At 56.6% G+C, this 18,095-nt stretch carries 19 protein-coding genes, 1 tRNA gene and 1 riboswitch; of the genes, 4 read left to right on the forward strand and 16 right to left on the reverse strand.

All coding sequences use genetic code 11. From position 1 onward, the window contains the following. The first annotated feature begins 122 nt into the window (after nt 1-122). Nucleotides 123-199, forward strand: a riboswitch (cyclic di-GMP riboswitch). 95 nt (nt 200-294) lie between these two features. After that, the gene (locus ACTQY1_RS10600) at nt 295-1,968 is read left to right on the forward strand and encodes a sensor domain-containing diguanylate cyclase (RefSeq protein ID WP_441374181.1); all 1,674 of its coding nucleotides are present in this window, start codon (nt 295-297) and stop codon (nt 1,966-1,968) included. Nucleotides 1,969-2,003: 35 nt separating this feature from the next. On the opposite strand, the gene rnc is transcribed toward ACTQY1_RS10600, so the two are convergent. From rnc to ACTQY1_RS10665, 13 genes are all read right to left on the reverse strand, one after another. Further along, complete coding sequence (gene rnc / locus ACTQY1_RS10605; protein ID WP_022487569.1) at nt 2,004-2,708, reverse strand: ribonuclease III; 705 nt, start codon at nt 2,706-2,708, stop codon at nt 2,004-2,006. 15 nt (nt 2,709-2,723) lie between these two features. Beyond that, complete coding sequence (fabF, locus tag ACTQY1_RS10610) at nt 2,724-3,971, reverse strand: beta-ketoacyl-ACP synthase II (RefSeq protein WP_441374182.1); 1,248 nt, start codon at nt 3,969-3,971, stop codon at nt 2,724-2,726. Between the two features lie 11 nt (nt 3,972-3,982). Next, entirely contained in the window at nt 3,983-4,936 is a 954-nt protein-coding gene (locus ACTQY1_RS10615) for an NAD(P)H-dependent flavin oxidoreductase (protein ID WP_022487571.1), read from the reverse strand. A gap of 87 nt (nt 4,937-5,023) precedes the next feature. Further along, the gene (locus ACTQY1_RS10620) at nt 5,024-5,266 is read right to left on the reverse strand and encodes an acyl carrier protein (protein ID WP_012938736.1); all 243 of its coding nucleotides are present in this window, start codon (nt 5,264-5,266) and stop codon (nt 5,024-5,026) included. 40 nt (nt 5,267-5,306) lie between these two features. Next, nucleotides 5,307-6,050: a 3-oxoacyl-[acyl-carrier-protein] reductase gene (fabG, locus tag ACTQY1_RS10625; RefSeq protein WP_022487572.1), complete on the reverse strand. Its 744-nt coding sequence runs from the start codon at nt 6,048-6,050 to the stop codon at nt 5,307-5,309. A gap of 1 nt (nt 6,051) precedes the next feature. Next, the gene (gene fabD / locus ACTQY1_RS10630) at nt 6,052-6,999 is read right to left on the reverse strand and encodes an ACP S-malonyltransferase (RefSeq protein WP_154487316.1); all 948 of its coding nucleotides are present in this window, start codon (nt 6,997-6,999) and stop codon (nt 6,052-6,054) included. After that, on the reverse strand, nt 6,996-8,006 hold the full coding sequence (locus ACTQY1_RS10635; protein WP_022487574.1) for a beta-ketoacyl-ACP synthase III: 1,011 nt from the start codon (nt 8,004-8,006) through the stop codon (nt 6,996-6,998). Before ACTQY1_RS10635 ends, fabD begins: the two co-directional genes overlap by 4 nt. Continuing rightward, complete coding sequence (gene plsX / locus ACTQY1_RS10640; RefSeq protein ID WP_308664206.1) at nt 8,007-9,023, reverse strand: phosphate acyltransferase PlsX; 1,017 nt, start codon at nt 9,021-9,023, stop codon at nt 8,007-8,009. Further along, complete coding sequence (gene fapR / locus ACTQY1_RS10645) at nt 9,007-9,597, reverse strand: transcription factor FapR (RefSeq protein WP_022487576.1); 591 nt, start codon at nt 9,595-9,597, stop codon at nt 9,007-9,009. Before fapR ends, plsX begins: the two co-directional genes overlap by 17 nt. A 116-nt stretch (nt 9,598-9,713) precedes the next feature. Then, entirely contained in the window at nt 9,714-10,370 is a 657-nt protein-coding gene (gene fsa / locus ACTQY1_RS10650; RefSeq protein WP_022487577.1) for a fructose-6-phosphate aldolase, read from the reverse strand. 142 nt (nt 10,371-10,512) lie between these two features. Beyond that, entirely contained in the window at nt 10,513-10,695 is a 183-nt protein-coding gene (gene rpmF / locus ACTQY1_RS10655) for a 50S ribosomal protein L32 (protein WP_012938743.1), read from the reverse strand. 24 nt (nt 10,696-10,719) lie between these two features. Continuing rightward, nucleotides 10,720-11,223 carry a YceD family protein gene (locus tag ACTQY1_RS10660; RefSeq protein WP_022487578.1) on the reverse strand — a complete coding sequence of 168 codons (504 nt, stop codon included), beginning with the start codon at nt 11,221-11,223 and terminating at the stop codon, nt 10,720-10,722. A 62-nt stretch (nt 11,224-11,285) separates the two neighbouring features. Then, nucleotides 11,286-12,482, reverse strand: a complete 1,197-nt coding sequence (locus ACTQY1_RS10665; protein ID WP_022487579.1) for an acetate/propionate family kinase — start codon at nt 12,480-12,482, stop codon at nt 11,286-11,288. Between the two features lie 115 nt (nt 12,483-12,597). Here ACTQY1_RS10665 and ACTQY1_RS10670 point away from each other — a divergent pair, with 115 nt between their 5' ends. Then, nucleotides 12,598-13,818, forward strand: a complete 1,221-nt coding sequence (locus tag ACTQY1_RS10670; RefSeq protein WP_308664205.1) for a tRNA(Met) cytidine acetate ligase — start codon at nt 12,598-12,600, stop codon at nt 13,816-13,818. A gap of 31 nt (nt 13,819-13,849) precedes the next feature. Here the strand turns inward: ACTQY1_RS10670 and ACTQY1_RS10675 are convergent, their stop codons facing one another. From ACTQY1_RS10675 to rsmD, 3 genes are read right to left on the reverse strand one after another with little or no spacing between them, the layout of a single operon-like run. Then, nucleotides 13,850-14,410 carry a hypothetical protein gene (locus ACTQY1_RS10675; protein ID WP_022487440.1) on the reverse strand — a complete coding sequence of 187 codons (561 nt, stop codon included), beginning with the start codon at nt 14,408-14,410 and terminating at the stop codon, nt 13,850-13,852. Between the two features lie 31 nt (nt 14,411-14,441). Then, on the reverse strand, nt 14,442-14,936 hold the full coding sequence (gene coaD / locus ACTQY1_RS10680; protein WP_022487439.1) for a pantetheine-phosphate adenylyltransferase: 495 nt from the start codon (nt 14,934-14,936) through the stop codon (nt 14,442-14,444). Between the two features lie 53 nt (nt 14,937-14,989). After that, nucleotides 14,990-15,544, reverse strand: coding sequence for a 16S rRNA (guanine(966)-N(2))-methyltransferase RsmD (gene rsmD, locus ACTQY1_RS10685; RefSeq protein ID WP_022487438.1), 555 nt, complete (start codon nt 15,542-15,544; stop codon nt 14,990-14,992). A 60-nt stretch (nt 15,545-15,604) separates the two neighbouring features. On the opposite strand from rsmD, the gene ACTQY1_RS10690 reads away from it, so the two are divergent. Together ACTQY1_RS10690 and ACTQY1_RS10695 are read left to right on the forward strand one after the other, a co-directional pair. Next, nucleotides 15,605-17,260, forward strand: coding sequence for a DUF4127 family protein (locus ACTQY1_RS10690; RefSeq protein ID WP_441369157.1), 1,656 nt, complete (start codon nt 15,605-15,607; stop codon nt 17,258-17,260). 24 nt (nt 17,261-17,284) lie between these two features. Further along, a tRNA-Pro gene (locus ACTQY1_RS10695) sits at nt 17,285-17,361 on the forward strand. The last annotated feature ends 734 nt before the right edge of the window (nt 17,362-18,095 follow it).

Consider the following 18,095-nt stretch of genomic DNA (forward strand, 5'->3'; position numbering starts at 1 on the left):
AATGCGTCTTTGATAGTAGGCATATCCAATTACCTCCTTCGGTGGTACTGTTTCTTACTATTATTATACGCTATTTCTCGTCAAAAATCAACCATTTGTTGTGACAGAGCCAAAAAAATAAAGAAAACATTTGGCAAACCTGGAGAAATCCAGTGACGCAAAGCTATAAGGGCCTGTAAAATGGCAGCCAGCTGCAGAGACCTGCTCTCTTTTTCCAGGGTTCCCCAGCCGGCTGTCACGGAAACAGCCGGCTTTTGCTTTTTATAATTCTGTATAAAGGAGCGTATTTGTGCTGTGTGGATCAAATTCCGCAGTCTCCGGTCCCAGTTCCTGCTGATCATCCTGGGCATTACCGTGTCCCTGGTGCTGATCATGGGGTTCCTGGACCTGCAGACTGTCACTACTACTTCCACCCGGATCGCCACCATGAGCCTGAACTGGCAGGCCCAGCGGACTTCGGCCCCCATCCAGAGCACCCTGACGGAGGCCAAGGACATGACCGATGCCCTGGCCCGTTCCCTGGAAGCGGATATTGACGATCCCAGAGCCCTGAGGGACCCGGCTGTCCAGCAGCAGATCCTGGATCATCTGGAAAAACAGTTCCATCTGTCGGCGGAAAGTTCTTCCACCATTTTTGGGTATTATCTCCAGTTCAACAGTGAATATACCGGCCACCCCAACGGATTCTGGTACACCTGGGATCCGGAACGGAAAGCCTATTTACCCCACACCCCTGAGGAAATGGGACAGTATTTCTTCAAGGACCGGCATCTCCGGAAGTTCTTCCAGGATCTGCGGAAAGGCGGCCAGCCTGTATGGCGCCCGCCTTACAATGACCACAATTTCGCAGTCCGGCGGATCTCCTATGTGGTACCGGTTTACAAGAACCAGCAGTTTGTGGGTTTTGTGGGCCTGAGCATCCGGATGGACACCCTGATTTCCATGATCCGGGATACCAGGATCTACGAAAGCGGCTATGCCGTGCTGTTCTCTAATGAGGGAGAGCTGTACTACCATCCGGATTATCCGGAGGGAGCTCCCACCACCTTGAAAGATTTCGGCCTGGAACCCTATGCGGAGGTGCTGAAAGGCCGGGATTCCAACGACCAGCTGCTGAGCTACCACTACAAGGGCCAGGAGAAGGAACTGGCCTTTATTACCCTGCGGAACAGCATGAATCTGGGGATCATTGCTCCGGATGAGGAGATTTATGAGGAACGGCGGATTTCCTACGGACGAAACCTGTTCCTGATGGTGTTCTTCGGACTCATTACCTCCGGCATGGCCATTGCCGGGGCCAACCGGATCATTCAGCCTTTGAAGGAAATCGACGAAGCCGCCCGGCGGATGGGCCAGGGGAACTATGACACCCTGCTCCACAGCACCCAGAAGGATGAGGTGGGGGATCTGGCCCGGAACATGGACCAGACCATGCTGCGGATGAAGGAAATGGTGGACCGGCTGGAAAACCAGGCCCTGGAAGACAACCTGACCCAGGTGAAGAACACCCGGGCTTACCAGCTAAAGGTCCAGGAACTGGACCGGCTGATCCGGAAGGATCCGGCCAAGGTTCCTTCCTTTGGAGTGCTGATGGTGGATGTGAACGACCTGAAAGGAGTCAATGACCGATACGGTCACGCCCGGGGCAACGATCTGCTCCTGCGGACGGTGAAATACATCTGCGACCTGTTCAAGCACAGCCCGGTGTACCGGGTAGGCGGGGACGAATTCGTGGTAATCCTCCAGAAGGAGGACTACCACAACCGGGAGGCCATCCTGTCCCAGCTGAAGCCCTGGAACCGGAAACGAAACTATGAGGATGACCGGCCCTGGGACCAGCTGGCCTTTGCCTCCGGATTCAGCGCCTACGATCCGGAAAACGACATCAACTTTCTCCATGTATTCCTCCGGGCCGATGCGGTCATGTATGAAAACAAGAAGAAGGCAGAAGGAAACAGAATGAGATAAAAAAATACCGCGCAGATGCGCGGTATTTTTTTATCTCATTTGCAAGCCTTCAGGGCCTCTCTGGCAGCCCGCTGTTCGGCTTCTTTTTTGGTTCTTCCCCGGCCTCTGCCCCGCTCTTCCTGGTTCACCAGGACGCGCATGACGAAGGTCCGGTTGTGGCTGGGGCCTTCTGCGGAAACCTGCTCATAGTCGATTTCTACCGGGCCGTCTTTCTGCACCACTTCCTGGAGCCGGGTCTTGTAATCCCGGTCAATGCCGTCGGCAGTAAGCTCCGGGATCCGGCTGATCAACAGCCGTCCCAAAAGCTCCGTCACTTTGGCAAAACCCTGGTCCAGGTAATAGGCTCCCAGGACGCTTTCAAAGGCATCGGCCAGGATAGAGGGATTCTCCTCCCCATCCAGGTTGATTTCCCCTTTGCCCAGGAGCAGATGGTCTCCCAGATGGTTTTCCGTGGCCAGCTGGGCCAGGGTCTCCTCACATACCAGGAAGGCCCGGAGCTTGGACAGCTCCCCTTCGTCCATCTGGGGACAGGTTTTGTAGATATGGGTGCTGACCACCAGGCTCAGCACCGAATCCCCCAAAAACTCCAGCCGCTGATTGTGCTGGGGCCGGGGATTCTTTTTGGACTCATAGGCATAGGACGTATGGGTCAGTGCCATATCCAGCAGGTGCAGGTCCTTCATGACCATGCCCAGCTGGCGGCAGAGCCCTTCCAGCTCTTTCTGACGCTGTTCCTCCATGGTACCGGGAGCCCCTTAGTCTTCGTACTTTTTGAAGCACAGGATGGCGTTGTGACCGCCGAAACCGAAGTTGTTGGACAGAGCCACCTTCACATCGGCTTTCCGGGCCACATTGGGCACGTAGTCCAGATCCAGGCCTTCTTCCGTATCCACATCTTCATAGTTGATGGTGGGAGGGATCATGCCGTTTTTGATGGTCAGTACCGTAGCCACGGCTTCCACGCCGCCGGCACCGCCCAGGAGATGGCCGGTCATGGATTTGATGGAGCTGATGGGCACTTCCTTGGCCCGGTCTCCAAATACCCGCTTGCAGCAGTTGGTTTCGTTCAGGTCGTTCCGGTGGGTGCTGGTGCCGTGGGCATTCACATAGTCAATGTCAGCCGGGGTCAGGCCGGCGTCTTTGATGGCCATTTCCATGCATTTCACCTGCATATCCCCTTCCGGATCCGGAGCGGTGATATGGTAGGCGTCACTGTTGTGGCCGTAGCCCACCAGTTCTGCATAGATCTGAGCCCCACGGGCCTTGGCATGTTCCAGTTCTTCCAGGACCACGATCCCGGCGCCTTCGCCCATGACAAAGCCGCTACGCTTCTTGTCGAAGGGGCAGGAGGCCTTTTCCGGAGCTTCGTTGTTCCGGGACAGGGCTTTCATGTTGTCGAACCCGGCCACGGCAATGGGAGAAATGGCTGCTTCGGTACCCCCGGCCAGCATCACGTCCGCATCTCCGTACTGGATGGTCCGGAGGGCGTCCCCGATGCAGTCAGAACCGGTGGAGCAGGCGGTGACAATGGCCGTGTTGGGGCCTTTCACCTTCAGATCGATGGCGATCTGAGCTGCCGGCATGTTGGGGATTTCCATGGGAATGAAGAAGGGGCTGATCCGGCCATGTCCCTTGGAGACCAGCTTGGTGGCCGCATCCAGGAAGGTATGGATGCCGCCGATGCCAGTGCCTACGCACACGCCGATCCGGTCTGCATCTTCCTTATCCAGGTCCAGGGCAGAATCTTTCACTGCCATTTTGGCACAGGCCACGGCGAACTGGGTCACCCGGTCCATCCGTTTGCCTTCTTTTTTGTCGCCGTAATCCGCAAAGTCAAAATCCTTTACTTCCCCGGCGATTTTGCAGTTAAAATCAGTGGTATCGAACTGGGTAATCAGACCGATACCGGATTTGCCTTCCATCAGGCTGTTCCAGAATGCTTCTTTACCGATGCCAATGGGCGTAATCGCACTGAGGCCGGTCACAACCACTCTTCGTTTCAAAAGGATCACCTCTACTCAATATTGTCCCAGTCTTCCCGGATCCGTCTGAAGATTTCATGGACGGGAAGGATTTCTTTAATTTTCCACATGTTGGCTCCGGTAAACACCAGACCTGTTTCCAGGTCTCCCTGCTGGGCCCGGGTCAGAGCCCGGATGATACAGAAGCTGCGGGAGCAGTGCTTCAGGCAGCTGTCGCAGGTGGTGGGTTTCAGAGGATGGCCTTCCAGCACAGCCTTGGAAAAAGGCGTCAGCACGGCACGGCCCTTGAATCCTACCGGACTATCTATTTGAACCACATCATCTTGGGTCATTTTCAAATAAAATTGTTTTAAGAAAGGAGACCCGTTGGACTCCTCACTGGCAGCAAACCGGCTGCCCATCTGGACGCCACTGGCACCCATTTTCAGCAATTCCGCCGCATCTTTGCCGGTGACAGCGCCACCAGCCGCAATGACCGGAATCTTCACCACCGAAAGGATTTCCGGCAGGATATCTTTGATGGAACGCTGGGTCCCCAAATGGCCCCCTGCTTCAGTCCCTTCCACCACAACGGCGGAAGCACCGAGCCGTTCCGCAATCTTTGCCAGTTTGGCATAGGATACAATCGGCACAATGGGAACATTATATTCCTTGCCGACAGAAAACATATCTCTGGAAAAGCCAGCCCCGGCCACAATCAGATCGACTTTCTCCTGGGCCGCAGTTGTAATGAGACCCTTAAACTCCCGGGCGGCTACCATGGCATTGATGCCAATCATTCCCTTGCCATTGGATAATTTCCGGGCAAGACGGATTTCCTTGCGCAGCTCATCGAAGGGCAGACCAGAAGCAGCGATCAGACCCACACCGCCTTCATTGGCCACTGAAGCTGCCAAACGCGCCGTGGACAAGCGTATGGCCATACCGCCTTGGACGATAGGCATAGTTGCTACTTTTTCACCAATCTTCAGCACTGGCACTTTCAACAAAAATCCCCCATTTCAGATCATAAGATCATGGATAAAGTTCGGAAAGCCCCTGTTGCAGGGCCTTCCGAAAATAATGGGATGCTATTATTTGCCTTCTTTATCCAACAGTTCGACTGCGTCTCTTACGGTGCGGATCTTTTCGGCCACATCGTCGGGGATTTCAGTGTTGAATTCCTCTTCGAAAGCCATGATCAGTTCCACAATGTCCAGAGAATCAGCTCCCAAGTCATCGATAAAAGTAGAGTCCATTTTTACGTCTTCAGGAGCAACGCTCAGCTGATCAACGGTGATGGCCTTTACTTTTTCAAAAGTGCTCTGTTCGCTCATTCCAGTTCACCTCCTTCCAATCCTCTAACATATAATGATACTACATTACCATGCCACCGTCCACATTTAAAACCTGGCCGGTTATATAAGCAGCCCCCTCGGAAACGAGGAAAAGGACTGCATTGGCAACATCTTCAGGCTGGCCGGCCCGTCCCAGAGGGATAGTCCGCGCCATTTCGGCCTTCTGGTCGTCGGTGAGCACACTGGTCATATCCGTGGCAATGAAGCCAGGAGCAATGGCATTGACCGTAATGCCCCGGGAAGCCACTTCCTTGGCCAGGCTCTTGGTGAAGCCGATGACCCCGGCTTTGGCAGCCGCATAGTTGGTCTGACCGGCGTTCCCCATTTCCCCCACTACGGAGGCCATGTTCACGATCCGGCCGCTTCTCTGCTTCATCATGGTGCGCAGGACGGCCTTGGAGCAATTGTACACCCCTTTCAGGTTGGTGTGCATCACATCGTCCCAGTCCGCTTCCTTCATGCGCATCAGGAGCCCGTCCCGGGTGATCCCCGCGTTGTTGATCAGGATGTCCAGACGGCCCAGTTCCTTCACCACCGTGTTCACGATGGTCTGGACACCGTCGGTATCGGCTACGCTGCCCTGGACCAGGAGAGCCTTCCGGCCCATCTGTTCGATGGCCGTCTTGACTTCTTCTGCTGCAGCGGTATTGCCGGCATAGTTGATGGCTACGTCAGCTCCGTTTTCCGCCAGCTTCAGGGCAATGGCACGGCCGATGCCCCGGGAGCCGCCGGTAACCAGCGCCACTTTCCCGACTAAAGTCATTTTATCTGACCTCCTTTAAATAAGCAAGGGTTTTTTCCAAACTGGCCAGGTCTTCCACGTTCTGGCCGGTGTAGGAACGGTCGATTTTCTTGACGAAACCGGTGAGCACCTTGCCAGGTCCCACTTCGATGAAGGTATCCACGCCGTTTTCCATCATGTACCGGACACTGTCTTCCCAGAGTACCGGGCTGGCAGCCTGTTTCACCAGTACCTGACGGATTTCGTCCCCTTTCTGTTCGGGACGGGCGGTGACGTTGGCGATCACCGGGATCTTGGCGTCAGCCACTTCGATGCCGTCCAGCACTTCCTTCAGACGGTCTGCAGCCGGCTGCATCAGGGTGCTGTGGAAAGGAGCGCTTACCGGCAGCATGATGGCCCGTTTGGCACCGGCGGCCTTTAAGGCTTCGCAAGCCTCTTTTACAGCTTCCGTGGCCCCGGCGATGACCACCTGACCCGGGCAGTTGAAGTTCACCGGCTGTACTGCTTCGTTCCGTTTTTCCTGGATGTCAGCGCAGATCTCCCGGATCTTGGCGGTATCCAGGGCAATGATGGCGGCCATGGCCCCCTGGCCCACAGGAACTGCTTCCTGCATGAACTGGCCCCGTTTCCGCACCGTGCGCACTGCATCGGCGAATTTCAGGGAACCGGCGCACACCAGAGCGGAATATTCACCCAGGCTGTGACCGGCGGCCACATCCGGGAACACCCCGTTTTCGTTCAGCACCTTCATGGCTGCAATGCTGCAGGTCAGGATGGCAGGCTGGGTGTTGTAGGTGAGCCGCAGCTGGTCTTCCGGCCCTTTGAAGCACAGATCCGTCATGGAAAAGCCCAGTGCTTCATCGGCTTCCTTGAATACTTCACGGACGCAGGCGTAGTTGTCGTACAGTTCCTTCATCATGCCTACGGTCTGGGACCCCTGTCCCGGGAACACAAAAGCAATTTTACTCATGCTCTGGCCTCCTCATCTTTTTGCCATTTCACTACCAGAGAACCATAGGTGAGGCCGGCGCCAAAGCCCACCATCACCACGTTCTCTCCTTTATGGATCCGTCCTGCATCCCGTGCCTGGCAAAGGGCAATGGGAATGGATGCAGCGGATGTATTGGCGTATTTTTCCAGGTTTACGAAAATCTTGTCCGTGGACAGCTTCAGCCGTTTGGCAGCAGAATCGATGATCCGCTGGTTGGCCTGGTGGGGAATCAAAAGATCGATGTCCTCCTTGCCCATGCCGGCCTTTTCCAAAGCGGCCAGGGCGCTGTGGCCCATGACCTTCACGGCAAACTTGAACACTTCCTTGCCCACCATGTGGATGCAGTGTTCGTGGTTGGCCACGGTTTCCTCGCTGGCCGGCTTCCGGGATCCCCCGGCAGGCATGGTCAGGTACTGGCCCCCGGCCCCGTTGGCCCCCAGGTCAACGGACAGGATGCCGTAGCCTTCTTCCACCGGTCCCAGAACTGCGGCACCGGCCCCATCCCCGAAGAGGATGCAGGTGTTCCGGTCCTGCCAGTTGAGGATCCGGGAAAGGGTTTCCGCTCCTACCACCAGCACGTGTTTGTACATGCCGCTGGCGATGGTCTGGCTGGCAATGCCGCAGGCGTACACAAAGCCGGAGCAGCCGGCAGCCAAGTCAAAAGCCGCCGCATGGGAGGCTCCCAGTTTGTTCTGAAGGATGCAGGCTACGGAAGGGAACTTCATGTCCGGAGATTCCGTGCCCACCACGATCAGGTCCAGCTGGTCGGCGGTGATCCCGGCGTCTTCCAGAGCCCGCTGGGCCGCGATAAAGGCCAGATCAGAGGTTGCCTGGTCCGGAGCGGCAATGTGCCGTTCCCGGATCCCGGTCCGTTCCACGATCCACTGATCGCTGGTATCCACCATTTTTTCCAGATCAAAGTTGGTCAGGACTTTTTCCGGCACATAGTACCCCATGCCCAAAAAGCCCACTGCAGGTTTCGTCATTTATAATTCACCACTTTCTTCGTCGTGCATGATTTCCTGGCGGATCCGTCCCACCACGTCTTTCTGGGTCAGCTCAATGGCCACCCGTACGGCGTTCTTGATGGCTTTGGCCTTGGAACTGCCGTGGCAGATGATGAAGGGAGCCCGGACACCCATAAGCAGGGCGCCGCCGTATTCCGATGCATCCATCTGTTTTTTCATCCGCAGGAGCGCCGGCTTCATAAGCAGGGCTCCCAGTTTGGCAAAGATGCCGCTTTCCATCAGGGTCTTTTTCAGGATCTCCATAACGGCGCTGGCCAGGCCTTCCATGGTCTTTAACACCACGTTGCCCACAAAGCCGTCGCAGACTACCACGTCCACAGTGCCTTTGTTGATGTCCCGGCCTTCCACATTGCCGATGAAATGGATGTGAGAGTCCTGTTTCAGCAAAGGATAGGTGGCCAGGCACTGTTCATTGCCCTTGGTCTCTTCTTCCCCGATGTTCAGAAGGCCCACCCGGGGCTGGGGGATCCCCAGCTGGAGTTCCGCATAAATGGACCCCATGATGGCGTTCTGGACCAGCTGTTCCGGTTTGGCATCCACCTTGGCGCCGGAATCCACCAGTACCGTGGCCCCCTTCACATTGGGGATCACCGTGGCAATGGCCGGCCGTTCGATGCCCCGGATCCGTCCCAGGCCGAACAGGGCGGAAGCCACTGCGGCACCGGTACTGCCGGAGGACACCAGGGCGTCACATTCCTTTTCGTGGAGGAGATGGGTAGCCACCACAATGGAGGCATCCCGTTTCTTCTTTACGCTGATTCCCGGATGGTCCTTCATTTCGATGACCTGGCTGGCATGATGGATGGTTACCCGGGGATTGTTTTCCTGATGTTCCCGGGCCAGTTCCTGGCGGATCACTTCCTGATCCCCCACCAGCACCACGTCGCAGCCATATTCGTCAACCGCCTGAAGCACCCCTTTGATGATCTCGGCAGGGCCATAGTCAGTGCCCATTACGTCAACTGCGATTTTCATCTTCTTGGCTCCTTTGTTCCGGAATGGCGACAATCAGGAACTTGGCACGGAACACTTCCTTGTGGTTGTTCCTGATCTTCACCCATATGGTATATTTGTCTTCCTGTTTCCGGACCACTTCGGCTCTTGCCACCAGAATGGCTCCCACGGTCACAGGGATTTTGTACTTTACATTGGCCACCCCGGTGAGGGCCGCAGGGGCATCGATCACCGCCAGAGCCAGGGAATTGGCCTGGGCGAACATGTACTGTCCCCGGCAGACACCGGTTTTCTGCAGCACCATTTCCCGGTCCACCGTCATCATGGAGATGCCGCTGACCCCGATTTCCAGGTCGATCAGTTCCCCGACGATGTCCTCGCTGGTAATGGCTTTCAGTTTTTCCTGGGCGTCCTCCGCCATATGACGGGTACGCTCCCGGAGTTCCGGGATCCCCAGGGCCAGCCGGTCCAGCCGGATGGTCTGGATGCTCACCTGAAAGGTTTCGGCCAGATGCTCGTCGGTCAGGAACGGATTCCTGGCCAGCAGCTGCTGCAGACGCTGCTGTCTTGCCTTTTTCTGTCCCACAGAACCCATTCTACCACCTACTTTTAGTACCTAGTCATAACACTTACACCTATTATACCAGAGCAGGGGCAAAATACAAGTCTTGACCGGGTGGTCTGTTACAGAATTTACAGGTTGTTCATAGTTTACCGGCCGAACACCGCTTCGAAATCCTGACAGAACTTCTCGATGCCCGTCCGGGTGAGAGGATGCTGGACCATCTGCATCAGCACCTTGTAGGGCACCGTGGCAATGTCCGCTCCCGTTTTGGCACATTCCACCACATGCATGGGATGCCGGATGGAGGCGCAGATCACCTTGGTGGTAATGTCCGGGTAGAGACGGAAGATCTCCATCACTTCCTTGATCAGCCGGGTGCCGTCGGTGGAAATGTCGTCCAGCCGCCCCAGGAAAGGAGATACGTAGGTGGCACCGGCCCGGGCAGCCAGGATGGCCTGGGTGGCGGAAAAGACCAGGGTCACGTTGGTTTTGATCCCTTCGGAAGCCAGGATCTTCACGGCTTTCAGGCCTTCCCGGGTCATGGGGATCTTCACCACCATATTGGGATGGATCCGGGAGATCACCCGGCCCTCCATCACCATGTCCCGGGCCAGGGTGGTGCTGGCCTTCACTTCCCCGGAAATGGGGCCGTCCACAATCTGGGCGATTTCCCGGAGGGTTTCCTCATAGTCCCGGCCTTCCTTGGCGATCAGGGAAGGATTGGTGGTGACCCCGCTGATGATCCCCATGGCCTCCGCTTCCCGGATCTCGTCCAGGTTGGCCGTATCGATAAAGAATTTCATATATAGCTGCTCTCCTCGCATCGATTTAATCATTTCTATTCTATCATTATAAGCCAGTTTGGAGGATTTAGGAAGGGGAAGAAAAAAGGACGCCGCCCCTTTCGGGACGGCGTCCTTTTCAAGGTCCGGCGGACCGGGTTCCTTATTCTTCGTCTTCTTTCACGACTTCCTTGCCATCGTAGTAGCCGCATTCAGTGCATACGTGGTGCGGGCGCTTCAGTTCGTGGCACTGAGGGCATTCAACCAGGCCAGGAGCAGCCAGTTTCCAGTTGGCACGGCGGGAATCCCGACGGGCTTTGGACATTTTTCTCTTCGGTACTGCCATATCGTTACACCTCCTAATCTCAGGCTATTTCTCTAACAACGCCTTGAGAGCCTCCAACCTGGGGTCGATGGAATGGGTATCGCAGTGACATTCCGTCACATTGCGGTCCGCTCCACAGACCGGACAGATCCCCTTGCAGTCCGGTTTGCACAGGACTCTGGCCGGGATGGCCAGGAGCAGGGACTCTCTCAAAGCATCCGTAACATCAACCATATCGAACTGATAGGTGAAGGCATCTTCTTCCAGTCCTTCCGTGCCTTCGGGATAATACCGTTCTTCCACCTGGGCCGTAAGCTCCAGCCGCACATCTTTCAGACAGCGGGCGCAGGTGCCGTGGCAGACGAACTTTTCCCTAGCGGTGAGAAGGAGCACGTCTCCCCCGTTGGAAATCTCCCCTTCCACCAGGATGTGCCCTTCCAGGCTGGCATCTTCCGGCGTCAGGTTCAACTGGGACGGGGCAAGGTCGTACTGGAAAGATTCTGACCCTGTCAGTCTTTTTTTGATTTCTGCTACATTGATTTTAATCATATTATCAACCGTTACATTATATCGATGAAACCGGCCTTTGTCAAGCAAAAGCCCAAATCATCTTATTTGCTGCACAGTCTCAGGGTATCCTGGGCAATGGCCAGTTCTTCGTTGGTGGGGATCAGGAATACTTTCACCTTGGAATCAGCGGCGCTGATTTCGGTGACTTTGCCCCGTACGTTGTTCCGGTCAGCATCCAGTTTCACACCCAGGAATTCCAGGCCTGCGCAAACCTGCTGACGGGTATGGATGTCGTTTTCGCCTACGCCGGCGGTGAACACGATGGCGTCAACGCCGCCCATGGCAGCTGCATAAGCGCCGATGTACCGTTTCACCTGGTAGCAGAACATATCCAGGGCCAGCTGGGCTCTTTCGTTGCCTTTGGCGGCAGCATCTTCCAGGTCACGGAAGTCGCTGGAAACGCCGGAAACGCCCAGGACGCCGCATTCCTTGTTCATGTACTTGTCAACGCCGGCAGCATCCAGGCCCTTCTTCTGCATCAGCACGGGAACCACAGCCGGGTCGATGGAACCGGTACGGGTGCCCATCAGCACGCCGTCCAGAGGAGTAAAGCCCATGGAAGTATCCACGGATTTGCCCCCGTCCACAGCGGTGATGCTGGAACCGTTGCCCAGATGGCAGGTGATGATCTTGGTGTCTTTGATGTCCTTCTTCAGCAGCTGAGCAGCCACCCCGGACACGTATTTGTGGGAAGTCCCATGGAAGCCGTATTTCCGGATGCCATAGTCCTTGTATTCTTCGTATTTCACGCCGAACATATATGCCACAGGAGGCATGGTCTGATGGAATGCAGTATCGAATACGGCAACCTGCGGGGTGTTGGGCATCAGTTTCTGGCAGGCACGGATACCGGAAACGTTGGCCGGCTGATGCAGGGGAGCCATATCGCTGAGATCTTCGATCTGTTTCAGCACTTCATCGGTAATCACAACGGATTCATTGAAGATTTCACCGCCGTGCACCACACGGTGGCCAACAGCATCGATTTCGTCCATGGATTTGATGACGCCGTGGTTGGGGTCAACCAGAGCAGCCAGGACCTTCTTGATGCCGTCCACATGGTCGGGGATGGCGCTTTCCAGTCTTACCTTGTCCTTGCCGGCGGGAGTGTGGGTCAGAACGGAGCCTTCGATGCCGATACGTTCTACCAGACCTTTAGCGATGACAGATTCATCCTTCATATCAATCAGCTGATATTTGATGGAAGAGCTGCCGCAGTTTACAACAAAAATCTTCATTACATTGCCTCCTGATCGACTACTGATTTTAAACCAGTATTATGCTTATGCTATAATACTAATATATGTTAGCAAAGTTTTACGGATTTGTAAAATAAAAATTTGGAGATCTGCTATGGAACAACCTTCTGTCATCGGCCTGGTGGCCGAATACAATCCCTTTCACCGGGGCCACGGCCATCATCTGGAGGCCGCCCGGGCGCTGCTGGGCCCGGTGCCCGTCATTGCCGTGATGAGCGGCAGCCTGACCCAGCGGGGAGAACTGCCCCTGTGGGACAAATGGCGCAGGACCCGGCTGGCTCTCCTGGGCGGGGTGGACCTGGTGCTGGAACTGCCGGCGGCCGGGAGCCTCCAGAGTGCCCAGGGGTTCGCCTTCTTTGGGGTGGAAAGCCTGGCCGCCACCGGCCTTGTGACCCACCTGTCCTTTGGCTGCGAAGCCCGGGACCCGAAGCTGCTGCTCCAGCTGGCCCGGGAGGACTTTTCTCCGGGTGAATGGGCAGCAGCCCTTTCCGGGGGCCTTTCCTATGCCGGGGCGGCGGAGCAGCTGGCCTGCCGGCGGAACCTGGCCTATCAGGGACTTTTTTCCGGGTCCAACAACCTGCTGGCCCTGGAATACCTGAAGGCCCTGAAGGGCCACCCGGAGATCCAGCCCCTGCCCATCCGCCGGGAAGGGACCCTTTACGGCAGCGCCGCCCTGGAAAAAGGCACCTGGCCCAGTGCCACCGCCTTCCGGAAGGAAGTGGCGGAACGGGGGTTCACCCGGGCTGCAGAAGAAGCCCTGCCCACGTCCCTCCGTTCCCCGTGCCGGGACTGGTGCCAGGCAGGGCTGGACCTGGGAGCCCGGGAGGACCGGCTGGATACCCTGCTGGCCTTTGCTCTGGAAAAAGGGTCCCCGGCGGACCTGGCCGCCTTCACCCAGGTGTCCGAAGGGCTGGAAGACCGGATCTGGAAATGCCGGCGGGCGGTCAGCTTTGACGGGCTGGTGGACCAGGTGCGCACCCGGCGGTATTCCCCTTCCCGGATCCGGCGGATCCTGTGGCAGTTCCTGCTGTCCGGCCCGGACTGTCCTTTCCGCCAGGGGGCCCAGGAAGGGCCGCAGTACCTGCGGGTGCTGGGGTTCACGGACCGGGGACGGCAGCTGCTCCGGGCCATGAAGCATACCGCCCGTCTCCCCCTTCTCACCGCCATCCAGAAGGACACCCTGGCCAAGGCCCCCTCCCCCGCCTTCCGCCGCCAGCTCCAGCTGGACCTGAGGGCCCAGGACCTGTACCAGCTGGTGACCGAAGGAAAGATCACGGACCGGGATTACAAAGAAAAGCCTGTTATGCTGCCTTGAGCAGCACAACAGGCTTTTTCCGTTGCGTCCCTTATTTCTCTTCTTCCCCTTTGTCCCCGGCGTTCAGCTGGTGGTCGGCGTCGTAGCTGGATTTCAGGGCGTTCCCGTTGTCCCGTACGGCACTGAGGGTCTTGGTGAGGTTTTCTTCCAGATAGTTGAACACGTCCATGGCGTACTGCATGGATTCGCTGTGGAGCTTTTCCGCATAGGCATCTGCAGCCGCCCGCATATCCCGGTCGTACTGCTGGGTGGTGGCGATGATCCCGTTGGCTTTTTCTTCCGCAGCCTTCACCACTTCTTCCTGGCGCACCAGACGGTCCGCTTCCGCCTTGGCCAGATCCACAATCCGTCCCCCTTCTGCATGGGCCTGTTCCACAATGTGGTCGGCTTCCGCCCGGGACTTGTCGATGATGTTCTTCTGTTCTTCCAGCAGGTCATGGGCCCGTTTCACTTCCAGAGGCACCGCCGCTCTCAGCTTGTCCATCACCATGGTGATTTCGTTTTCGTCGATCATCACCTTGTTGACAAGAGGGATCCTCCAGCCATCTGACAGAATGCTTTCCATTTCGTCCAAGATTTTATCCAATTCCATGACCATCGTTCCTTCCTTTTTGTATTCGATCCTACCGTTTGAGAGATTGTTTCCCCCGGGCCATCACTTGCTCCCGGATGCAGTCCGGTACAAAACCGGAAATATCGCCGCCGAAATAGACCATTTCCCGCACTCCGGAAGAGCTGAGATAGGAATATTTGGCGTTGGTCATGATGAACACCGTTTCCAGCTGTTCATCGATTTCCTTCATGAGCAGCGCCCGCTGGAATTCGTATTCGAAATCCGTAAACGCCCGGAGACCCCGGACAATGAACCGGGCCCCTTTCTTTTCGCAGAATTCGTTGAGCAGGCCGGAAAAACATGTCACCCGCACATTGGGGATGTGGGCCGTTGCCTGACGGATCATGGAGACCCGTTCCTCCATGGAGAACATGGCCTTGTCCTTGGCCGGGTTCACGAACACGCTGATGATCAGTTCATCAAACATCTTGCTGGCCCGTTCAAAAATATCCAGATGTCCCATGGTCACCGGGTCGAAACTGCCCGGACATACCGCTTTACGCACGTTGAACCTCCAAGAGAAGCAGATTTGCTACGTACCATTATAACAAAAACGGTTCAGCTTTTCCACACTATTAGGGAGATTTTCGTATCTCCGTACTTTTCCTGCCGGAATTCTGTGCCCTGGGGCAGATAGTCTGCCGGATCCTCCTCCAGGGAGTGTTCCAGCACCAGGAGACCGCCCTCCTTCAGCACCGGCCATTTTTCCAGGGCCTCCACCACTTTCCGGTTCAGACCCTTGTCATAGGGCGGATCCGAAAAAATCACATCGAAGGCCTTTCCCTGCTGGGCCATCATGGCAAGACCGTTCACCGCGTCGGTGTGGATCAGGGTCACCTGTTCCCCGGCCCGGGCCTTTTCCACATTGGCCTTCACCAGCTTCAGGCTCTCCCGGCTTTTGTCGAAATAGACGATCTGTTCCGCTCCCCGGCTCCAGGCTTCCAGCCCCAGGTTCCCGGTGCCTGCAAAGGCGTCCAGCACGGTGCTGCCGGGGATCCGGCTCTGGATGATGTTGAACAGGGCTTCCTTCACCCGGTCCGCTGTAGGCCGCACCAGATAGTTCTTCGGGGTCACCAGTTTCAGTCCCCTGGCCTTTCCCGTAATGATTCGCATACACAAAACCTCTTCCGTACGTTATAATAGATTATTATACTGTGAAAGGAGCATCCCCCCGTGAAGCTGAAGAAACCCCTTCTGGCTCTTGCCGCTGCAGCCATGGCCGCAGGTGTATTGTATCATACTCTGGCACCCAGAGGGGCTGTTTTTTCTCCCGGAGAGGTGCCGGCTGCGGAAAACTGGGCCCTTTTGCCTCTGGACAACCGGCCTCCCTGCCGGGATTTCACCGAAGAACTGGGGGCCCTGGGGGGCATCCGCTTCACCGCTCCGCCCAATGAGATCATGGACTGGTACGACGAACCGGCCAAGGTCCCGGCGCTCAAAACCTGGCTCACCGGCATCATACCCGGCCAGCAGGGGGCCCTCCTTTCTTCGGACCTTCTGATCTTCGGAGGCCTGCTCCATTCCCGGATGGAGCCCCTGACAGACCGGAAAGCCGGGGATTTCTTCACCTATCTGGAGGACCTGAAGGAAGACAACCCGGACAAGCAGTTCTACCTGTATTCCATCATCCCCCGTCTGCTGATCAGCGACCATGTGCTGCCGGACCGGTGGTACCAGTGGCATCTTATGACCTGGACCATCAACATGGACAAGAAAATCCGGGGGCTGCCCTACGACAAGGAGAAATACGAAGAAGTCAAGGCCCTGATCCCTATGGACCTGAAGTGGAAGTACATCACCCTGTACCGGGACAACGACCGGTTCAATGAGGAGCTGGTCCAGTTCGTCACCGAAGAGAACCTGACGGACCTGGTGATCGGCCAGGACGATGCCCATCCCTACGGCCTGCCCAACTACAACCGGCTGAACGCGGGGGCCTATCCCAACGCCTACGACCTGCATCCCCCCATCTACACCTCCCAGGGGGCGGATGAACTGGGCACCCTGGCCGCTGCCAGGATCTACAGCCGGCGCACCGGATACCGGCCCAGGATCAAAGTGCTCTACGGGGACCCGGCCATGAAGGATTACACCCTCCATTTCGTCCCCCTGACCCTGGGGCAGATTGCGGAGGAAAAGATCAAACTGGCCAACGGGGTGGAAACCGGTTCCCTGGAAGGGGCGGATTTCGTCCTGTACATCCACTGCGGCGGGGAAAAGGACGAAGACTATACCAGGATCGCCGGAGACATCAAAAGCCTGATGGAACGGAAACCGGTGGCTCTGGTGGACCTGTCCACCCGGTTCGCCGCCGGAGACTGCATCCTGCCCCATCTCATGGCCAACGGGACGCCCCTGCCCCGGCTGCTGTCCTATTCCGGCTGGAACACCGCCTCCAACGCCATCGGTACCGCCGTGGCCCAGGGGACCATTGTGTCCGGCCAGGCAAAACGGCTGCCCAAGGACCAGCTTCCTGCCCTGTACAGCGCCAATTTCCGGTTCAACTACGCCCGGTTCCTGGACGACTGGGCCTACCAGAAGCTGATCCGTCCCCATATGGCGGAGCTCCAGGACTTCAACGGCGTGGACCCGGAAAAAGGCGGGGATTATCCCAACGCCGCCACCTGCTACCTGTCCCGGGAGCTGGGGATCTACCACCAGGTGCTCCTGTGGTACTGCCGCCAGTTCCCCTACTATGAAGAGGTCGGGACCCGGTACTGGTTCCGGGACGCCCAGTTTGCCGTAAACCTGCCCTGGGAGCGGCCTTTCGAGATCCGGCTGAAAATTTTTCCGGAATTTGGCAAAGAACAGTTGACAAATGGCCGCTGACCCTCTATAATTTATTTGTGTTGTCGGGGCGTAGCGCAGTTTGGTAGCGCGCTTGGTTCGGGACTAAGAGGCCGCAGGTTCGAATCCTGTCGCCCCGACCAACTTTTAAAAAGGACAGCCGTCACCTTCGGGTGGCGGCTTTTTTCGGGTTCATCGTTTGTCGTTTTGGAGGCCAGATGCCGGGCATCTGGCTTTGAATGTATTGCCCTCTGGGCGGCTGGGATGGGTTTGCCTTTGGCAAACCCCTACAACCTCGTTGTCCATGGACCGATAACAATGTAATACTCCGGAGGTTCCTGGTTTTTGCAGGGTGCGGCCAATCGATGAAATACGTTGTTATCGGTTTGCCAGACCCTGACGCTGCAGGGGCGGGCCCCAGGCACGCCCTTCCCGGCCTGCGGGTTTCGGATATTCCCAGGAACCCGCCCTGCGGGTTCCTTCCATCGGCTGGAGACTAGTGACCAGAGACTGTAAGCTCATGTCCATTTGCCCCGGCAAATGGTTTCCTTTTGGCGCGAGACTGAAAAGCGGCTGGCCGCTTTTCGTTCTCCGTTCTCCTTGCAATCCTATGGATCTGTGTTATAATGAAAATACAAAAGGTGCTGTCTGGTGACGGTCAGCCCCATAGCAGTGTATGGAAAGAAATCCGCCTACTGTTGGAAGCTGGAGGCGGATTTCTTTATGCCCGAATTGCAACGATAATCACGAAGAGGATTACCAAAAAGGTAAAAAAATCGTATTTCGTCATAGGGCTCCACCCCATCTCTGGGGCAAGATTTGACCGCCTACCGTATAGACAACACCGTGTACAGTATAACATATCGTGATATAGGAA

This window comes from Acidaminococcus sp. HCP3S3_G9_1 (assembly GCF_052122455.1).
GTDB lineage: Bacteria > Bacillota > Negativicutes > Acidaminococcales > Acidaminococcaceae > Acidaminococcus.